The organism is Streptomyces sp. NPDC005794 (genome assembly GCF_042871445.1).
Classification (GTDB): Bacteria; Actinomycetota; Actinomycetes; order Streptomycetales; family Streptomycetaceae; genus Streptomyces.
Genome location: NZ_JBIAIN010000016.1, coordinates 155,106 through 172,946 on the forward strand (window position 1 = coordinate 155,106; position 17,841 = coordinate 172,946).

A 17,841-nucleotide genomic window follows, 5' to 3' on the forward strand; every position below is an offset into this window, starting at 1 on the left:
GGGTCGTACTTCCGCCGGGGAAGTAGTGGAAGGGACGCCGCAGGGCGACTGCCGCAATGCCGCCGGACAGGCGGGACTTTCGAAACCCGCCCTGGCTAGGCGGGGAACTCCGTCGCCGTCGGCCGTCGCGACGCGGCCATCGCGTCGTCGGGGTCGGTCAGCGGGCGCAGCCGGTAGGTGTAGGAGTAGTCCTTGTCCGCGAAGAGCTTGTACTCGTCATGCGTGTGCGCGCCCCAGCTGTCGTCACCGCCCACACCCATCTGGCGGTGGTTCAACCGCAGTACGACGTCCTTCCGCGAGGTCAGCTGGTAGTCGTGGCGGACGCCCGCCGACAGGTCCTCCGGGGTGAAGTGCGAGGCGTTGACCTCGAGCAGCGGCTCGCCGGAGGCGAGCAGCCCCTTGCCGCTGCCGTCCGTCAGCGCCACCCATCGCACGTCCGTCTTGTTGCCGTTCTCCTGCGGGCGGACGTAGGGGGTCCACTGTTCGGAGACGGTGCCGGAGTGCAGGCCCACATCGGTGCCGTTGTTGCGGTCCCAGTGGTTCTCCTGCGGGCCGCGGCCGTAGTAGTGCAGGTGCTCCAGACGACCGGGCAGGAGGAGCAGGGTGCCGATCTCCGGGATGTACGGGAGGCCCTCACCCGGGTGGAGGGTGTGGTCGACCTTGATCTCGGCGTTGCCGAACACCGTGTACGTAGTGGTGTACGTGGACTCCGTCGAGGTGGGCAGGGTGCCACTGATGGTGATCACGACGGCCCGGTCACCCAGCCCGCGTACCTGGACTCCCGTCACCTCCCGGTCGCTGCCCGCGTAGCGCCAGGTGCCGTTCCGGCCGGGCTGGCCGTTGCCGACGTCGTTGTCCGTGGGGGCCCGCCAGAAGTTCGGGGCCGGGCCCGACGTGATCAGCTGGTCGCCACCCGCCTCGTAGGCGGTGATGACGCCACTGCTCTTGTCCACCGTGACGGAGAAGCCTTCGCCGGTCACCGTCACGGAACCGTCGCCGTCCTGGTGGGTCAACTGCTGTACGGAGTCCAGCGGCCGGTGCGTCACGGCCGGGCTGCCGGCGTCGAGGGCGAGCTGTTGTGCGGCCACCTCGAATCCGGCCTTCGCCCATTTCGAGGGTTCCTTCGTGGTGAACGACAGCTGGAGGAAGTACTCCGCGCCCGGCGCCGGGTCGTCGGGCAGGGCGAACGGGACGGTGATGGCCTTGCTGGACAGAGGTGCGATGTCGAGCTGCGCGCGGGTCAGCTTTCCGCGCTGTACCGCCTTGCCGTCGGCGACCAGGGCCCAGCTGCCGGTGAGCTCCCGCAGGTTGGTGAACAAGAACTCGTTGGTGACGGTGATCCGCCGGGCGTCCGCGTCCCCCTCTGCGTTCGCCACGTCGATCGCCTGGAGGACCCGCTTGATCTCCGCGGCCTTGCCGGTGTACCCACGGTCGGCGGTGACGATGCCGTCGGCGCTGAAACTGCCGTCGTTCGGGTTGTCGCCGAAGTCACCACCGTAGGCGTGGAACGTCGGGGTGGAGGGCCGGACCTCCTTGAGACCGACGGTGGCGGCGTCGAACCAGAGTCGCACGCCCTCGTCGCCCGGGCCGCGGGAGCGGGACGCGAGCTCGGCCGCGGTCAGGGCCCGGGCGTAGACGCGCGCCTGCCGGATGGTGCCGCTGAACTCACGGGTCGAGTTGTCCGCGTCCGTGGCGAGCGCGACCGGCGCGTTGTTGCGGTCGGACCGTTGGGGCGCCGCCCGGGTGGCCCTGGCCTCGCCGTCGACGTAGAGCGTCAGCGTGGCCGCCGCCGCGTCGAAGACCCCCGCGATGTGGTGTTCGGTGCCGGTCCAGTTCTGCGGCAGCGTCCAGCTCGCGGTGATCCACCGGCCTCCGGAGTGGATGAAGAACTCCACATGGTCGTCGGTCTGCTTGAGCGCGTACTGGGTGTCTCCCTTGGTGAGGATGGGCTGGTGACGGCCCGTCACCTTCGGCGTGACCCATGCCTCCAGGGTCAGCGAGCCGGTGATGTCGAGGCCTGCGTCGCGTCCGAAGAGCGTGCCCCCGGATACTCCCTTGTCCCGGTCGAAGGTTCCGCTGGGGGCGAGGAGCTCCCCGCTCACCGCACCGGGCCCGGTTTCCGTGAACAGCTTGCGCGTCGGCGTGGGCCAGGTGAGTGCCTGGTCGGCGAAGTCCCAGATCCAGCCGCCCTGCAGGACGTCGAAGCGGCGAATGATGTCCCAGTACTTCTTGAAGTTGCCGCTGGAGTTGCCCATCGCGTGGGAGTACTCGATCAGGACGAACGGCCGTGTGTCGGTGGTGTCCTTGGCGCGCTGCTCGACCTGGGCCGGCTTGGTGTACATCTCCGAGCGGATGTCACTGATCCCGGGACGGTCGTCGCCCTCGTACTGGATGACACGCGTGGAATCGTAGGAACGGATCCAGTCGTACATGGCCACGAAGGCGGAGCCGGTGCCGGCCTCGTTACCGAGCGACCAGATGACGGCGGAGGCGTGGTTCTTGTCGCGGTGGACCATGTTCTTCGCGCGGGCCACGCACGCCTCGGTCCAGTCGGCGTGGTTTCCGGGGTAGGAGTCGCGGATGCCGTGGGTCTCGAGGTTGGTCTCGTCCACCAGGTACAGACCGTATTCGTCCGCCAGCTCCAGCCAGAGCGGGTTGTTGGGGTAGTGGGAGGTGCGGACGGTGTTCATGTTCAGCCGCTTGACGGTCTCTATGTCCTTGACCATGTCAGCCCGGGTCAGCGACATCCCCCGCTCGGGGTGCATCTCGTGCCGGTTCGTGCCGCGCAGCGAGACGGGCTTGCCGTTGATGCGCATCAACCCGTCCGTGAGCGCGAACTCGCGGAAACCCACCCGGTGTGACAGCGTCTCGGTCACTCTGCCCGCCGGGTCACGCAACCGCAGTACGGCGGTGTAGAGGTTCGGGTGCTCGGCGGACCACAGTTCCGGCCTCGCCACGGCCTTGGCCGCCTGCACGGTCACGTCTCCTCCTGCCGGGGCGGAGCCGAGGTCGGCGGTCTGCCGCAGCGGGCGGGACCAGACCGGATGTCCGTCGGAGTCGTAGAGCTGCGTCTCGACGGTGTACGCCCCTTTCCCGGCGCTGCCGCCGTCGCCGTAGGCCCGCACGGAGGCGGTGACGGACAGTCCGGCTGCCGTGTAGCCGTCGCTGAGCGGGGTGTCGATCTTGAAGTCCCGCAGATGGACGGTGGGGGTGGAGAAGAGGTGGACCGAGCGGAAGATTCCGCTCAGCCGGATCATGTCCTGGTCCTCCATCCAGTCACCGTCGGAGAAGCGGTAGACCTCCACCGCGATCTGGTTGCGGCCTTGTTCGAGGTACGGAGTGATGTCGTACTCGGCGGAGGTGTACGAATCCTCGCGGTAGCCCACCGGCTTGCCGTTGATCCACACGTAGTGGGCGGACTTCACCCCCTCGAAGTGCAGGAACACCTGCCGTCCCGCCCACTGCCTCGGAACGGTGAACGTACGGCGGTACTGGCCGACGGGGTTGTAGCGGGTCGGCGCGAAGGGCGGCTGCGCCTCCTCACCGTGGCCGTTGGCACCCCACCAGGGATACGTGATGTTGGCGTAGATCGGGAAGTCGTGACCGTGCAACTGCCAGCAGGACGGCACCGGGATGGTGTCCCAGGACTGATCGTCGAGGTCGGTCCGGTGGAAGTCGGGGTCGCGGTCGTCGGGGCGGTCGGCGTAGGCGAACTTCCACGTCCCGTCGAGGTCGAGCCGCCACGGGGAGCGTGTCCGGTCACCGGCCAGGGCCTGGTCGACATCCGCGTACGGCATGAGCGTGGTGTGGGGTGGCTCGGAGCCGACGTCGAAGAGCGCGATGTTGTTGTTCCACTCCGGGTAGCCGTTGGCCGGCGGGTCCCCGGCGGTGGGGGCGGAGTCGGCGCGTGCGACCGCGCCTGCGGACACGACGGCCGGGAGGGCGGAAAGGGCGAGCGCGCCGAAACCGGCGGCTCCGCCCTCCAGGAGCCGGCGGCGGCTGACGCTCCCGGCCAGGCGGGGCGGCTGGTGCGAGGAAGACGAGTGCTGCATGGCAGTGGACCCCTAGGGAAGGCCGTACTGCGTGCGTCGGTGCGGCGCACAGCGCGTAGGCGTGTCGTGTTCCGGTCGATGTCGTCGCGGTACTCAACGGGAGTTCATGGCCCGGAGCTGCCCCGGTGGCCGTCCCGGCCGGCCCGACTGTGTTCGCCGCCGTTCGTGGAAGCGCTGCTGGTCGTCATGTCGATGCGGCTCCTTGCGGGGGAAGTTGCCTCTCCATCACGTTCGAAATCTCGTCTCACGTCCGAAATCCTGCCGCGACGGTAGTGACGGGTGGTGGAGGTGTCAACGGTGCCTCTCGGCGCCCCGATCGCTGAGACCGGCGGCGATGTTCATGGTGTTGACCTTCGAGTTGGTTGAAGCTCGATGATGGCGAGGTGCCGAATTCCGAACTGATGCCGATCGCGGTCTTCGCCCGACGCAGTGGCCTGACCTCCAGCGCGTTGCGCTTCTACGCAGACTCCGGGCTGCTGAATCCCGCAGAGACCGACCCGATTTCGGGCTACCGCTACTACAGCGCCGCCCAGGTGGCGCGAGCGACCGTGCTGCGTCAGCTCCGCGAGATCGCGATGCCGCTCGCCGCGGTGGAGGCGGTCCTCGTCGCGGGAGCCGACGAGGCGTCCCGGCTGGTGGACGATCACGTCGCGAAGGTCGTCGGGGACGCCGCGGCGGCGCGGCGGAAGGCCGCGTTCATCAAGTCCGCGCTCGGCGACGTACCGGGTCAGCCGCTTGCGCTGCTGAAGGGCCCTGTGTTGACGGATGCGGTCGAACAGGTCCTGACCGCGACCGCACGTGAGCCGGAGATGCCGGTCCTCGCCGGCCTGCGCATCGAGGCGAGCCAGGAGTCCCTCACCCTGACCGCGACCGACCGGTACCGGCTCTCCACGCGAACCCTGGTGCCCGCCGGACCACCGAGTCGGCCATGGGCCGGTACGGTCGACGGCGACGAACTGCGGGCCGCGGTCGCCGAGATCCGCCGCAGCGCGCTGGTGCGCCTCGATGCGGTGCCGCACGGGATCTGGCTCCGGGTGGCCGAGCGGGAGGACCGGCATTGCCGGCTGCTGCCCGAGGAGTTCCCCGACCACCGACTGATGCTGGCGTCACTGGGTGAGGTCACCACCCGTGTGACGGTCTCGAAGGAGCTGTTCCTGCGAGCCCTGGAAGAACACCCCGGCGAACGCGTCGCGTTGCACGTCGCCGCCCACGGGCTGACCGTCCGGTCGGCCGACGACGCACACCCCGGCATCCCGCTCCCGGCCACCTCTACGGGGCCGGACCTCCGGATCCGGTTCGAGCTGACCACGCTCTACCCCGCCGTGAGCACCGCGATCGGCCCCGACGTGATGCTCGACCTGCGAGGACACGACCAGCCCGTCACGATCCGCTCCGCCGACCGCGGCGATCTCACCGCCCTGGCCATGCCGGTCAGGCCCGTCCACTCCGCCTGAGGAAGAAGTCGAGGAACACTCCATGACCACCGCACCCGCCGTCCCCGACCCGACCATGGAAGCCATCGGCCAGGCCGTCGCCGAAGGCCGGGCCGGTGACGTCGCCGCCGCCCGCCGGAAGCTTCTGGGCCTGTGGTCCGCGATCGGTGTCACCGGCGACCCGCTGCACCGCTGCTCCCTCGCTCACCACCTGGCGGATCTCTACGAGGATCCCGCACAGGCCCTCGCCTGGGACGTCCGGGCTCTGGACGCTGCCGACGCCGTGACCGAGCAGCGCGCCCGGGAACACCACACAGGCCTGCACATCGCCGGCTTCTATCCCTCCCTGCACCTCAACCTCGCCGACGACTACCGCCGACTCGGCTCCTTCGAAGCCGCCACCGAACACATCGAAGCGGCCGAGGCGCACACCCCCGCCCTCCCGCAGGATCCCTACGGTGACCTTCTCCGTCACGCCATCCGGGAGGTGGCCGAGTCCGTCGAGGGGCGGGACCGCACCCGGCGGGCCTCCGCCCCCGGTTCCCCTGCGTAACGCATCTGTTGTCCGGCCGGTCCCGCATGTACGGAAAGGGTGTCGTGCCGCTCACCTTCACAGAGAGCGCAGTCCCCGGTCGGCGAAGGCGATCAGCCACTCGAAGCTCTCGTCGATGTCCACGCTCCACTGGAATCCGTTGGCCGACTGCAACGTGGCGAAGCCGTGGCAGAGGCTGCGGAGCATGCGCAGGGCGTGGTCCACGTCGGGCTCCCCGATCTCGTAGCCGCGCAGGACCGCCATGAAGGCGTCGAGCAGCCGCTGTCCCCCGGTGGCCAGGGGGTCGTCCGGACCGGACGGTTCCACTCCGAGCGTCGCGGCGTACCGGCCGGGGTGTTCCAGGACGAAGGCGCGGAAGGCGCGCGCCGCGGCCGCCAAGGCGTCTCGGCCCGCATACCCCTGGACCGCGCCGCCGACGACGTCGGCGGCCTCGCTCAACGCCAGGGCCGCGATGCGCCGGTTGAGGTCCTCCTGGCCGCCCACGTGCTTGTACAGGGACGGGGTACGCACCCCCACACGCTCGGCCAGCGAACCCATCGTCAGGTGGGCGAGGCCCACCTCGTCGGCGAGCGCGGCACCGGCCGCGACCACGGCCGCCGGGTCCAGGCCGGCCCTAGGCACGGGCGGCGTCCGCCCGGAGGAAGGCGAGCACGAGCGAGCCCACCCGGTCGGGGAACTGGTCGTGCGGGTAGTGCCCGGCGCCCTCGATCATCTCGAGGCGGCCGAGGCCGGACGGCAGGGCGTCGACGATCGCCGAACCCTCGGCGTGCGGGTCGGCCCAGTCGGGGTCGAGCGTGCCCATCACGACCAGGACCGGGCAGCGGACGTTGCCGAGCTGCGCGCCGGCGTCCGTCGGGGCACTGCGGCCCATTCCCTGCATGGCCTTCATTCGGCCCGGCTCGCGCAACAGGGAGTTGATGCGGCCCAGCCGCTCGGCCCAGTCGGCAGGCTTCACTCCGGGGTAGGCCTCGTCGAGGTACGAGCGCCAGAGCGGCACGCTGCCGAACACACCCGCGCCGAGCAGCCGCAGCATGCCACGCCGGTAGCGCGTGACCCGCAGGTCGCCGAGGCGGATCGACTGCTTGCGGGTGAACGGCGCCAGCTCGACGACCGCGGTGACCAGCGAGGGCTCCTGCGCCGCGGCGATGGTGGCGGCGCCGCCGGAGACCGAGTGGCCGACGAGCACGGCCGGGCCGCCCAGGTGGCGGATCACGGCGAGCAGGTCGCCGGCGATGGCTGTGCGGCTCCAGGCCGGCCAGTCGACGTCGGACTCGCCGCACCCGCGCAGGTCGACCGCGGCGACCCGGTAGCCCGCTGCCACCAGCGGCGGGATCACCGCCCGGTACGCGGCGCGGCTGTCACCCATGCCGTGGGCGAGGACCACCAGCGGGCCGGACCCCGCCACTTCGTAAGCGATGGTGGCGCCGTCGACGGCGAGGTACTCGGTCATGCCCGCTCCCAGGATTGGCTAAGTTTGTTAGCTAAAAGCTAATCTCATTAGCCATCCTCGTCAAGGTGGAGTCTTCGACGCGCACAGCCGTGCGTGGGAGGACAGCAGAAGGCCACCCCCACACCGCCTCACGGAACGAGACACCACCGCCAACCGCGGCTGGTTATGGAGTCGCGCCGTGAGCAGTGAGGATGCCGCCCTCGAGGCGTTGACCGTGCTGGGTGACCCGGTGCGGCGTGGACTGTATCGACATGTCACCGGAACGCCGGGCGAGACGGGGCGGGACGCGGCGGCCGAGGCGAAGAAGGGTCACGCCTTGACTCATGGCCGCCTCAGGAGCGCTGCCCCGACGGGCCCCGGCCGGGTCAGCGGGCGAGGGAGACCGCGAAGGGCTCGAAGCCGTGTCGTCGCAGGATGTGAGGCACGACCAGGATCATGGCCTCGGTGGCACGGGCCGTGGTGACGTCGCCCAGATCCTCGATCCATGCGGGCTGCCAGCCCAGGTCGCCGAGCAGGCCGGTGACGGTCCTCTTCGCGTGCGCGTCGTCGCCCGAGACATAGACGGTCGGCGGGGTGGCCAGGATGTCGGGAGCGGTCATGACCATGAACAGCATGGTGTTGAGGGTCTTGACCACACGGGTGTCGGGAAGGGTGGCCTGAAGCTGCTCGGCGAGGCTGCTGCCGGGGTAGCACAGGTCACCGGGCAGGCCGCCGGCGTCGCGGGTGGCGTTGGAGACGTCGACGAGGATCTTTCCGGCGAGTTCGGCGCGCAGGCCGGTGAGGCGTTCCAGGGCGCTGTCGCCGGGCGTCGCGTTGATCACGATGTCCGCGGTGCGGGCGGCGGCGCGCTGGTCGGAGAAGGAGATGCGGGGGTCGACGTCGCCGGTGGGCACCGCGGTCCGCTCCCCTGGGCTCCGCCGGCCGAGGATGACGTGGTGTCCGGCTGCGGCGAGCTTGCCGGCGAGGTTGGAGCCGACGCGGCCGGCGCCCAGGATTCCGATGCTGGTCATGAGGTGATGCTCCTTGCGGTGGCGGGAAGCTTACGGTGGCGGGAAGGGGGGAACGGGGCAGATCGCTCAGCGGTCAGGCGATCGGCGAGAGGACCTTGAGGGCGGCGGCATGGATGCCGGGCGCGGCGGCCAGGAAGTCCCGGCTGCCCGCGGTCCAGGGCTCGCCCGCCAGGTCGGTGACGGTGCCTCCCGCCTCGGAAACCAGCAGGGCGCCGGCGACCAGGCCGGAACGGACGTCGGAGAACTGCCAGAACGCGTCCATGCGTCCGCCGGCGACGTGGATGAGCTGCATCGTCGCGGGAACGGACACGCGCACCACGAGTGCGTCGGCGAGCATGGCGGTGACCGACTCACCGATCCGTCGGAAGGTGCGCTCGCCCTCCCCGGGCTTGGCCTGACCGGTGCCCACGAGCGCGGCGCCCAGGTCGGTCTTGGCGGACACCTTCAGGGGACGGTCGTTGAGGCGGGCACCGCCGCCGGCGACGGCGGTGTAGGTGTCGCCGGTCAGCGGCAGATGGACGACGGTGAGTACCGGCCGGTTGTCGCGGACCAGAGTGGCGGTGACGGCCCAGTCCGGCATGGCGTGGACGTGGTTGATGTTTCCCTCGGCGGGGTCGACGACCCACCACTCCCCGGGCGGGAGCGCACCGCCGGCCAGCTCGTCCTCGGCCCACCGCGATCCACGCCGGGCGCGCAACAGCGGTTCCCGCAGTACCTCCAGCACCGCGTCGTCGTTGGCGTGGATCTCGTCGACGACCTCGGCGAGGCTCACGCCTCGGGCGTGCGGGGTGCAGCGGTCGCTCAGCGTGAGTCCGGCGGCTTTCACCGCGCCGGTCACGTCGGACATGAGCGTCGTGTCGGCGTCGAAAGGCATACCTGTACTCATGGCGGGCTCCCTGGGGTTCGGTCGGTGCGGGGCGGCTCGTCCCGCACCCGCACTTCGAAGGTAGGCCGCCTGATCATTAACAACAAGTGCATGCTTTGCACTTGTAGAGTTACTCATATGCAATTGGATCTGAACCTGCTCACAGCCCTGGACGCGTTGCTCGAAGAGGGCAGCGTCGCCGGCGCCGCGGCCCGACTCCACGTCACCGCACCGGCGATGAGCCGCTCCCTGGGCCGTATCCGCAAGGCCACCGGTGACCAGATCCTGGTCCGAACCGGCCGCAGCATGGTCCCCACCCCCCACGCGCTGGCCCTCCGCGCCCAGGTCCACACCCTCGTGCAGCAGGCCCACCAGCTTCTCTCGGCACAGCGGGAACTCGACCTGCCCGCTCTGGAGCGGGTGTTCACCGTGCGCTGGCACGACGCCCTGACCGCCGCCTGCGGCACGGCCCTGATCTCCGCCGTCCACCGACAGGCCCCCGGCGTCCAGCTGCGGCTGCCCGCCGAATCCGGCACGGACACCCCAGAGCTACGACGCGGTGAGGTCGACCTCGAATCCGGCTCCGGCCTGCCGACGCTCCCCGACATCCGCCACCGCCTCGTCGGCCGCGATCAGCTCGTCGTCGCCGTCCGGCCCGGCCACCCGCTCACCGAAGGCCCCCTGAGCCTCGAGCGCTACGCGGCCGCCGCACACCTCACCGTCTCGCGGCGCGGACGCCTGCGTGACCCGGTCGACGACGCCCTCACCGCGTACGGACACGAACGCCGCGTCGTCGCCGCAGGCCCCACCGCCGCCTTCGCGCTGCAACTCGCCCCCGACACCGATCTGGTGCTCACTCTTCCCGACGCGGTCACCCGCGCGGCCCGGGACCGGCTCGGCCTGATCACACTGCCCCTGCCACTACGGATGCCCGCCATCCCGTTGTACCTGTTGTGGCACCAGCGCCACGACGACGACCGCGCCCACACCTGGCTGCGCGACCTGGCCACGGAAGCCGTCCAGGCGCTGTTCGCACCACCGACCGACTCACCACAACACCCCACCCTCCGGACCGAGCAGTGATGACGGACCGTTCGCGGTCGTCCCGGACGTCATGGCGGCGTCGGGGAGGACCGCGCGGTGGGGCTCAGCCGAACGGGGTGAGGAACTCGGCCACCGACAGCGCCCGGCCGACGATCCGGGTGTCGCCCATCCAGCCGTAGAACCCCTGGCCGAAGCCCTCGTCGAACTGGGTGGCGCCCAGCACGAAGGGCTTGCCCAGGGTCGCGATGCCGCTCGACGCCTGCGACGGATTACGGGCGATCTTCGAACCGTCCACGTACATCACCGTGCGGCGGCCGTCGTTGACGACGGCGATGTGCATCCACCGGCCGACGGGCACAGCATGACTCCAGGACGTCGGGTCGGCGTCCTGCCTGTGCGGGTAGACGACGAATTGCAGGAAGCGTTCGGGCGACAGGTTGAGACTGCAGGTCGGCTCCGACGGCGACCATCCCGTCGTCTTGCCCGCGTCGCCGTTGCGGCCCTCCCAGCTGAGAATTCCCATCCAGCTGTGATCGCCCTCGAACGGCTCCGGCAGCCGGACGAAAGTCTCGATGGTGTAACCGCGGGTGAACTTCTCGCTGTTCAGGGCAGCCCGGTTCGCCGTGGTGAGAATGGATCCGCGGTCGGGCCCCTGGCCCCCGTCGAAGCGCAGGCTGGCGTGCGCGGGCTGGCCGGGGTGGTGGTCGGCCGACCAGGTGAGCGCCTCGGTGCCACTGGAGTGCAGCCGGCTCACCGTCAGGTCGTTGCCGTTGCCGGTCAGGTCGCGGACGACGACGCCGTCCGCCACAGTGGCCCCCGGGCTCCCGGCGGCGCCCGTTCCGGAGGCGTCGAACCGCCAGTAGGCCAGCGTGCCGCGCGGCATCACGGCCGAGGCCGGACGGGGCTTCTGCGGCGTGGCCGGGGCGAAACCGGCGAACCGCGCCTCGAAGTCGACGGAGAGGCTGAACCGGTCGACGGGCCCGGTCAGTTCAACGGTCTCGGCGGCCAGCGGGGAACGTTTCTCCGACCCCCTGGCAAGGAACCATGGTGAGAACGTCTCGACGTCGACAGCGTTGCGCACCAGGTCGAAGCCATATGTGCGGATCATTCCGGCGCCGCCGTAGTAGCGGTCCTGGTAGTTCGTGATGTGGACGTGGACATCGTTGTCGTGGTCGTTGGTCAGAACCGTTCGGCCCGGCGGCCAGTAATGTCCGCCGAGCGCCAGGAAGATCTGGTCGTTGCCCTTGATGAGCCCCTCCCACAGGCGCTTGCCGTTGTCCGAGAGCTGGGCCTCTCCGTCGTCGCCGGACCAGGCGATGTCATGGGTGGTGAGCACCGCGGGCACGGTGGGGTGGGCGTCGAGCACGCTCTGCGCCCACGCCAGGCCCCTGTCGGAGACCCGCCAGTCCAGGGCGAGCACGAGCCACGTGCGTCCGCCGGCCCGCAGCACGTGGTAGCTGTTGTAGCCGTCCGGCGAGGCGCCGCCGAACGTGGGCATGGCCGAGTAGCGCTCGGGGCCGAACGCCGCGAGGTAGGCGGAGTCGCCTCGCTGGTCGTCGGTGGACGAGCTGATGTCGTGGTTGCCGGCGAGCACGCTGTAAGGCACCTTGCCGTGGAGGGTGCGGAACGTGTCGGCTGCGAGGCCGATCTCGTCCTCGGTCCCGTGCTCGGTGACGTCGCCGAGATGCGTCATGAAGGCGATGTTGGCCGCCGACCGCTCGGAGACGAGATACTGGAAGGTCGCGCGTAGTGGAGCCGGGTCGGCGCTGTCGGCGTCGAAGAGGTACTGGGTGTCGGGCAGGACGGCCAGCGCGAAGCGCGGGCTCTCGGCGTCGAACCGGCCGCCCGCCCTCGGCCCTGCCGCCTCGGCCGCCTGAGCCGGTACGGAGTCCAGTCCGGCGGCTGCGGCGCCGGCCGCCGGCACGGCAACCGCTGCGCGCAGCAGCGCGCGTCTGTCCAGAGATGGGCGGCTGGTCTGTCCCTCTGTGCTCATCGGGGCTCCACGGGTTTGGGCATCGGGTGGGATCAGCCCCTACGCTGCTCACCCGTCCTGACCGTACGGTGGCGCCGAGTTGAACACCGGGCGCAATGATCACCGCTCACGCGCCTTCCGCTGCGCCCGCAAGTGCCGCACCGGCGGGCCGGGCCTCCGACTGCCGCTGCGGGTCGGCCCCGGGCGAGGCCGTCAGTGCGTCCCAGTGGACCGTGCGATCACACCAGCGGCGCAGGAGTGTGTGGTCGTGCCCGACCGCGAGCAGTCCCGCTCCGGTTGTCGTGCGGTAGTGCTCGATGACCTCGACGAGCGCCGCCGTCGTCGACGCGTCCAGCATGGCGGTCACCTCGTCGCAGATCAGCCACCGGGGGCGCAGGACCAGGGCACGGGCAAGGCAGGCACGTTGCAACTGGCCGTCGCTGACCTCGTGGGGGCGGCGGCGCAGCAGGTCAGGGGTCAGGCCGAGGAGGGCGGCCAGTTCGGCGACCCGGCCGGCGGCCTCCTCGCGCCGGCCGGTGGCACGGAGCGGTTCGGCGATCAGGTCGGCGAGCCGCAGACGGGGATCGGAGGCGAGCCTGGGCTGCTGGAAGACGATGCCGAGGGTGGTGCGCAGAGCGCGCGGGGCACGGTGGCGCCAGCGGCGGACAGGTTCGCCGTCCAGTACGAGGGCTCCGGAGTAGGGAGGGTGCAGCAGCGCCGCGACCCGGGCCAGGGTGGACTTTCCGCAGCCGCTGGGGCCGAGCAGGCCGACGGCCTCGCCCGGCTCGACGGTCAGGGAGACCTCACGCACGACGGGGGCCCGGTGGTCGTATCCGGCGGTGACGGCACGCAGTTCAAGCATGGATACCCTCCGGCAGGTAGGGGTGGTGGCAGGCGACGGAGTCCGTCGTCCGGGGCCGGCGCGCGCACACGTCGGTGGCCCGCTCGCAGCGGACGGCGAAGGCACAGCCGGCGGGCAGGCCGCCGAGTTCGGGTGGCATTCCGGGTATGGGGGTGAAGTCCCGGTCGGGGAGGGCCCGGAGCAGGCCTCGGCTGTAGGGGTGGCGGGGTCCTGGTGCACCGAAGAAGGCCTGCGCGTCAGCCAGTTCGACGAGTCGGCCGGCGTACATGACAGCCACCTTGTCGGCGATGCGTTCCGCTGCCGCCAGGTCGTGGGTGATCATCAGCAGGGCGCGTCCGGAGTCGCCGTCGTCGGAGGAGAGGCCGCCGGTGCCGGAGGGGGTGTCGACGTGACGGCGCAGTTCGTCGACCGTGCGCTCGACGAGGTCGCGGTCGAGCCCGGTCGTCGGTTCGTCGGCCAGCAGCAGGGGCGCACCGCCGACGAGCGCGAGGGCGGTGGCGGCACGCTGGGCGAGACCGCCCGACAGTTCGTGCGGGTAGCGGTCCAGGTGCCCGGCGGGGAACGCGGCCCGCGCGGCGGCTGCTTCGGCTGCGGTCCGTACGGTGACGCGTCCTCGTGCTCCGGTCAGCTGGGCGACCGTCTCCTCCATCTGTGAGCGGATGGTGCGTACGGGCGTGAGGTGCGCGGCCGGGCTCTGCGGGATCAGCCCGATCATCCGGCCCCGGACGGCACGGGCCAGCGTGCGCTCGTCGGCCGCCAGCAGGTCGAGGTCACCGAGGTGGGCCCGCCCGGCGGTCTGGGCATTGGCGGGGAGCAGACCGAGGAGGGCGGAGGCCAGGACGGACTTGCCGCATCCGCTTTCACCGATCAGGGCCAGGCACTCCCCCGCCGCGACGTCGAAGTGCGCGTCGGTGACGGCGGCGATCTTGCGTCCGCCGGGCATGAGGAACCGTACGGACAGCCCGCGTACCGACAGGACGGGGGGCCGGGGTCGCTGGGTCACAGCATCAGTTCCGATCGGCGGCGAGGGTTGAGGCGTTCTCGCCAGGTCCCGGCGAGGCCGGCGATGGCGAGGGTGGGGACGATGATGAAGAGGCCGGGGAAGAGCGTCGGCCACCACTGCCCGGCGAGCAGGGAACCGCGGGCGCTCTGGACGAGGGTGCCGAGGCTCGCGGTGTGGGTGGGCAGTCCGAGTCCGAGGAAGGACAGGGCGGACTCGTGCCACATCGCGTGCGGGATCATAAGTACGGCGGCCAGAGCGGCTTGTGGCAGCACACCGGGAAGCAGGTGCCGCACCGTCACCCGCCACCGTGACGCACCGCCGGACACGGCCGCGTCGATGTAGGGGCGCGACCGCAGGGAGAGCACCTCGGCGCGGACGATGCGCGCGGTGGAGAGCCAGTGGGTCAGCGCGACCGAGATGACGACGGGCCAGACCCCCGGCCGGAACATCGCGATGATGAAGATGCCCAGCAGCAGATGCGGGACGGACGAGAAGGTGTCGACGAGACGCATGACGCCCCGGTCGACCCAGCCACCCAGCGCTCCGGCGCACGCTCCGACCGCGGTGCCGATGACGGTGGCCGTGAGGGCGGCTGCCACTCCTACGAGCAGGGACACCCTCAGCCCGTACACGCAGCGCAACAACAGATCGCGGCCCACGTCGTCCGTGCCGAACGGGTGCTCCCAGGACGGGGGCAGGAGCTTGGCGGACAGGTCGATGGCCTGCTGGTCCAGCTGAACGATCGGGGGGACGAGCAGGACAGCGAGGACCGTGACGGCGATCAGCGTGGCAGAGGTGTACACGCGGACGGTACGGGTGGACCGTCGGTCGGTGCCGCGCGACCGCCAGACCGGCGCGGTCTCCGAGCCCGCCGGCGCCCCTGTCCCGGTGTCAGTCATGGAGGTCACAGTTCGCTCAGCTTCACTCTCGGATCGGTCAGGCCGTACAACAGGTCCGCCAGGAGGTTTCCGGCGAGCACGGCGACGGTGGCGAGGGCCGTCAGGGCGGCGAGCAGCGGGAAGTCGACGGACGTGGCCGCTTCGACGGTGGCCGCAGCGATGCCCGGCCAGCTGAAGACGCTCTCGACGAGCAGGGCCCCGGTGATGAGTTCGGGGACGCGGGACCCGATGAGGGTGAGTACCGGGAGCAGTCCGGAGCGCAGGGCGTGGCCGAGCAGTACGGTGCGTTCGCTGAGCCCCCGGGCGCGGGCGCCGCGTACCGGGTCCTCCGCCAGCGCGTCGCCGACCCCTTGGCGTACGTACAGCGTGAACCAGGGAAGTTGCGCGACGGCGAGCACACCGGCGGGCAGGATCACATGGCTCAGGACCTGTCCGGCGGACACCTTCTCGTTGCCGGTGTCCGTGAGGCCCCCGGCCGGGAGCAGATCCCACTGGAGGGCGAACAGCCAGATCGCCAGCAGGGCGACCCAGAAGACCGGGGCGGCCTCCAGCGAGTAGGCGAGCGAGGTCACCGTCCGGTCGAACCACGATCCGGGGCGGCGCGCCGCGAACACCCCGGCGAGAGTGCCCACGATCACCGCGATGCCGAAGGCGACCGCGCACAGCAGAGTCGACCACACGAGCCGTTCGCCGATCACCTCGGCGACCGGCTGCCGCATGACGCTGGAGTCGCCGAAATCGCCGGCGGCGGCCCGGGTCAGCCAGTCCCACCAGCGCAGGGCGAACGGCTCGTCGGCGCCGAGGTTGGCGCGCAGCCGGTCCAGGGTCTCCTGGTCGGCTCCGAGGACGGCGGTGCCGCCGTAGGCCCTGACGGGGTCGAACGGGGAGGCGGCGGCCACGGCGAACACACCGAAGGTGACGACGAGGAGGACCGGGACGGCGAACAGAGCCCGCCGTCCCGCCAGTCGTGCCATCGCGCCCCAGGGCAGCGCCGTCATCCCTTCGGCTTCCAGTCCTCGACGTTCCACCACGGACCGCTGGCGAAACCGTGCTCGTGGGGTTCGGTCTGCGTCGTCAGCCCGTCCCAGCGGTCGGCGAGGACGTACAGATGGTCGATGTGAGTGAGGAAGGTGTAGCCGGGGTCCTTGACGAGCTCCCGCTGCACCGTGTCGTAGGCGGCCTTACGGGCTGCCGGCCCCTGGGTGCGGCGGCCGGTGTCCAGAGCCTCGTCCACAGCTGGGTTGTCGTAGCGGCCCATGTTGTTGAACCCGTCACCGGCGAGGGTGGAGTGCAGCATGGTGTAGAGCCCGAAGTCGGGATCACCCGTGCTTCCGAAGCCGGCGAGGACGGCGTCGTCCTTCATCCGCGGCTCGATGACTTCCCAGGTGGCGCTCTCGACGGTGACGTCGATACCCGCCTTCTTGGCATCGGACGCGTAGGCGAGGGCATGGTCCTGGCGGACCTTGTCGCCCGAGGGGTAGAGCAGGGTGAAGCCGGCGCGGCGGCCGTCCTTGGTCCGGATGCCGTCCGCCCCGGCCTTCCAGCCCGCGCCGTCGAGGGTGTTCCGGGCCTTGGCGAGATCGTGAGCGCGTTCGATGTCCTGCGCGAACCAGGGGTCGTCGGCCGGCACGGGCCCGTAGGCGGGGCGGCCCGCGCCGTCCAGGATCTTGTCGACCATTGCTTCGCGGTCCACGGCCACGTCCAGGGCCTGCCGGATCGCACGGTCACCGGTGACCTCGCCCGAGGTCGGCAGGGTGACGGTGCGGTTGTCGTAGGACGTCGCCTCGTACGTCTTCCTGGTGTCGTCGTCCTTGAAGGTGGCCACGAGGTTCGGCGGGAGGATCGCCCCGTCGAGGTCCCCGGAGCGCAGTCTGGTGGCGCGCACGTCGTCGTCCTGGACGATCGCCATGGTGAGCGTCTTCACCTCGGGCGCACCGCCCCAGTAGCCGGGGTTGGCCTTGAAGGTGAGCTTCTCGCCCTTGCGCCAGGACGACAGGACGTACGGGCCCGTGCCGACCGGCGCGGTATTGAAGGAGCCGGTGTTGGGGTCCTGTTCGCCGGCGATGTGCTCGGGGACGATGGGCAGCACGGTGCGCCCGGCGAAGGGCGCATACGGATAGGTGAGGCGGAAGACGACCTTGTCGTCGCCTTCCGCCCTCACGTCCTCGACGGCGTCCAGCTCGCTCCGTGCCGCGCTGTTCGTCTTCTTGTCCAGGACCGTGCGATACGTGAAGACCACGTCGGCGGGGGTGAGCGGCTCACCGTCGCTGAACTCCACGTCCTTGCGCAGGGTGTAGGTGTACGTCAGTCCGTCGTCGCTGACCTCGGGCAGCGACGACGCGAGCGCCGGGGTCAGTTCCATGTCGGCGTTCCGGGAGAGCAAGCCGTCGAAGAGCTTCGAGTTGCCGTCCTTGCCGTAGCCGAGCAGGGGACTGAGTGTGTCCGGCTCCGAGGCCACCCCGATCACGACCGAATCGGCGGAACCCTTACTCTCCGCGCCGCTCCCCGGCGCGGAGCACGCGGCGACCGTGATGCCCATCGTCACCGCGACAGCCGCGGCACCTCGTATGCGTGATCTCCCCATACGCCTCTCACCTCTTCTGCACCAGCCAAGTTATTGCATATTAGTTGCAGGAATCGTTCTGAGTAAGGTGCGCCCTGAGCAGCCGGGTTCGAGCCCTGCGGGACGGCAGCCCTG

Annotated in this window: 14 protein-coding genes; 3 read left to right on the top strand and 11 right to left on the bottom strand. The window is 70.6% G+C overall.

The genetic code is table 11. From position 1 onward, the window contains the following. Positions 1 to 95: 95 nt before the first annotated feature. A complete protein-coding gene (locus ACFYQ5_RS25155; RefSeq protein ID WP_389200615.1) occupies positions 96 to 4,052 on the bottom strand; it encodes a glycoside hydrolase family 2 TIM barrel-domain containing protein in 3,957 nt (1,318 codons plus the stop codon). A gap of 383 nt (positions 4,053 to 4,435) precedes the next feature. Here ACFYQ5_RS25155 and ACFYQ5_RS25160 point away from each other — a divergent pair, with 383 nt between their 5' ends. Next, positions 4,436 to 5,506 carry a MerR family transcriptional regulator gene (locus tag ACFYQ5_RS25160; RefSeq protein WP_389200618.1) on the top strand — a complete coding sequence of 357 codons (1,071 nt, stop codon included), beginning with the start codon at positions 4,436 to 4,438 and terminating at the stop codon, positions 5,504 to 5,506. Between the two features lie 22 nt (positions 5,507 to 5,528). After that, positions 5,529 to 6,038, top strand: a complete 510-nt coding sequence (locus ACFYQ5_RS25165; protein ID WP_389200620.1) for a hypothetical protein — start codon at positions 5,529 to 5,531, stop codon at positions 6,036 to 6,038. Positions 6,039 to 6,095: 57 nt separating this feature from the next. Here ACFYQ5_RS25165 and ACFYQ5_RS25170 read toward each other — a convergent pair whose 3' ends face one another. The 4 genes from ACFYQ5_RS25170 to ACFYQ5_RS25185 form a co-directional block, all read right to left on the bottom strand. Next, a complete protein-coding gene (locus tag ACFYQ5_RS25170; RefSeq protein ID WP_389200690.1) occupies positions 6,096 to 6,629 on the bottom strand; it encodes a TetR/AcrR family transcriptional regulator in 534 nt (177 codons plus the stop codon). Between the two features lie 22 nt (positions 6,630 to 6,651). Next, a complete protein-coding gene (locus tag ACFYQ5_RS25175; RefSeq protein ID WP_389200621.1) occupies positions 6,652 to 7,488 on the bottom strand; it encodes an alpha/beta fold hydrolase in 837 nt (278 codons plus the stop codon). Positions 7,489 to 7,853: 365 nt separating this feature from the next. Then, positions 7,854 to 8,498, bottom strand: coding sequence for an NADPH-dependent F420 reductase (locus tag ACFYQ5_RS25180; RefSeq protein WP_389200623.1), 645 nt, complete (start codon positions 8,496 to 8,498; stop codon positions 7,854 to 7,856). A 73-nt stretch (positions 8,499 to 8,571) separates the two neighbouring features. Further along, on the bottom strand, positions 8,572 to 9,384 hold the full coding sequence (locus ACFYQ5_RS25185) for an inositol monophosphatase family protein (protein WP_389200625.1): 813 nt from the start codon (positions 9,382 to 9,384) through the stop codon (positions 8,572 to 8,574). Between the two features lie 117 nt (positions 9,385 to 9,501). Here ACFYQ5_RS25185 and ACFYQ5_RS25190 point away from each other — a divergent pair, with 117 nt between their 5' ends. Continuing rightward, positions 9,502 to 10,446: a LysR family transcriptional regulator gene (locus ACFYQ5_RS25190; RefSeq protein WP_389200627.1), complete on the top strand. Its 945-nt coding sequence runs from the start codon at positions 9,502 to 9,504 to the stop codon at positions 10,444 to 10,446. A gap of 64 nt (positions 10,447 to 10,510) precedes the next feature. Here the strand turns inward: ACFYQ5_RS25190 and ACFYQ5_RS25195 are convergent, their stop codons facing one another. From ACFYQ5_RS25195 to ACFYQ5_RS25220, 6 genes are all read right to left on the bottom strand, one after another. Further along, positions 10,511 to 12,400: a LamG-like jellyroll fold domain-containing protein gene (locus ACFYQ5_RS25195; protein WP_389200628.1), complete on the bottom strand. Its 1,890-nt coding sequence runs from the start codon at positions 12,398 to 12,400 to the stop codon at positions 10,511 to 10,513. Positions 12,401 to 12,506: 106 nt separating this feature from the next. Beyond that, positions 12,507 to 13,241 (bottom strand): ABC transporter ATP-binding protein, encoded by a 735-nt coding sequence (locus tag ACFYQ5_RS25200; RefSeq protein ID WP_389200630.1) that lies wholly within the window; start codon positions 13,239 to 13,241, stop codon positions 12,507 to 12,509. Then, positions 13,234 to 14,184, bottom strand: a complete 951-nt coding sequence (locus ACFYQ5_RS25205; protein ID WP_389200692.1) for an ABC transporter ATP-binding protein — start codon at positions 14,182 to 14,184, stop codon at positions 13,234 to 13,236. Before ACFYQ5_RS25205 ends, ACFYQ5_RS25200 begins: the two co-directional genes overlap by 8 nt. 56 nt (positions 14,185 to 14,240) lie before the next feature. After that, positions 14,241 to 15,143: an ABC transporter permease gene (locus ACFYQ5_RS25210; RefSeq protein ID WP_389200632.1), complete on the bottom strand. Its 903-nt coding sequence runs from the start codon at positions 15,141 to 15,143 to the stop codon at positions 14,241 to 14,243. 5 nt (positions 15,144 to 15,148) lie between these two features. Then, positions 15,149 to 16,141, bottom strand: a complete 993-nt coding sequence (locus tag ACFYQ5_RS25215; protein WP_389200633.1) for an ABC transporter permease — start codon at positions 16,139 to 16,141, stop codon at positions 15,149 to 15,151. Beyond that, complete coding sequence (locus ACFYQ5_RS25220; protein ID WP_389200635.1) at positions 16,138 to 17,727, bottom strand: ABC transporter substrate-binding protein; 1,590 nt, start codon at positions 17,725 to 17,727, stop codon at positions 16,138 to 16,140. The genes ACFYQ5_RS25215 and ACFYQ5_RS25220 overlap by 4 nt, the downstream gene beginning before the upstream one ends. Positions 17,728 to 17,841: the final 114 nt, after the last annotated feature.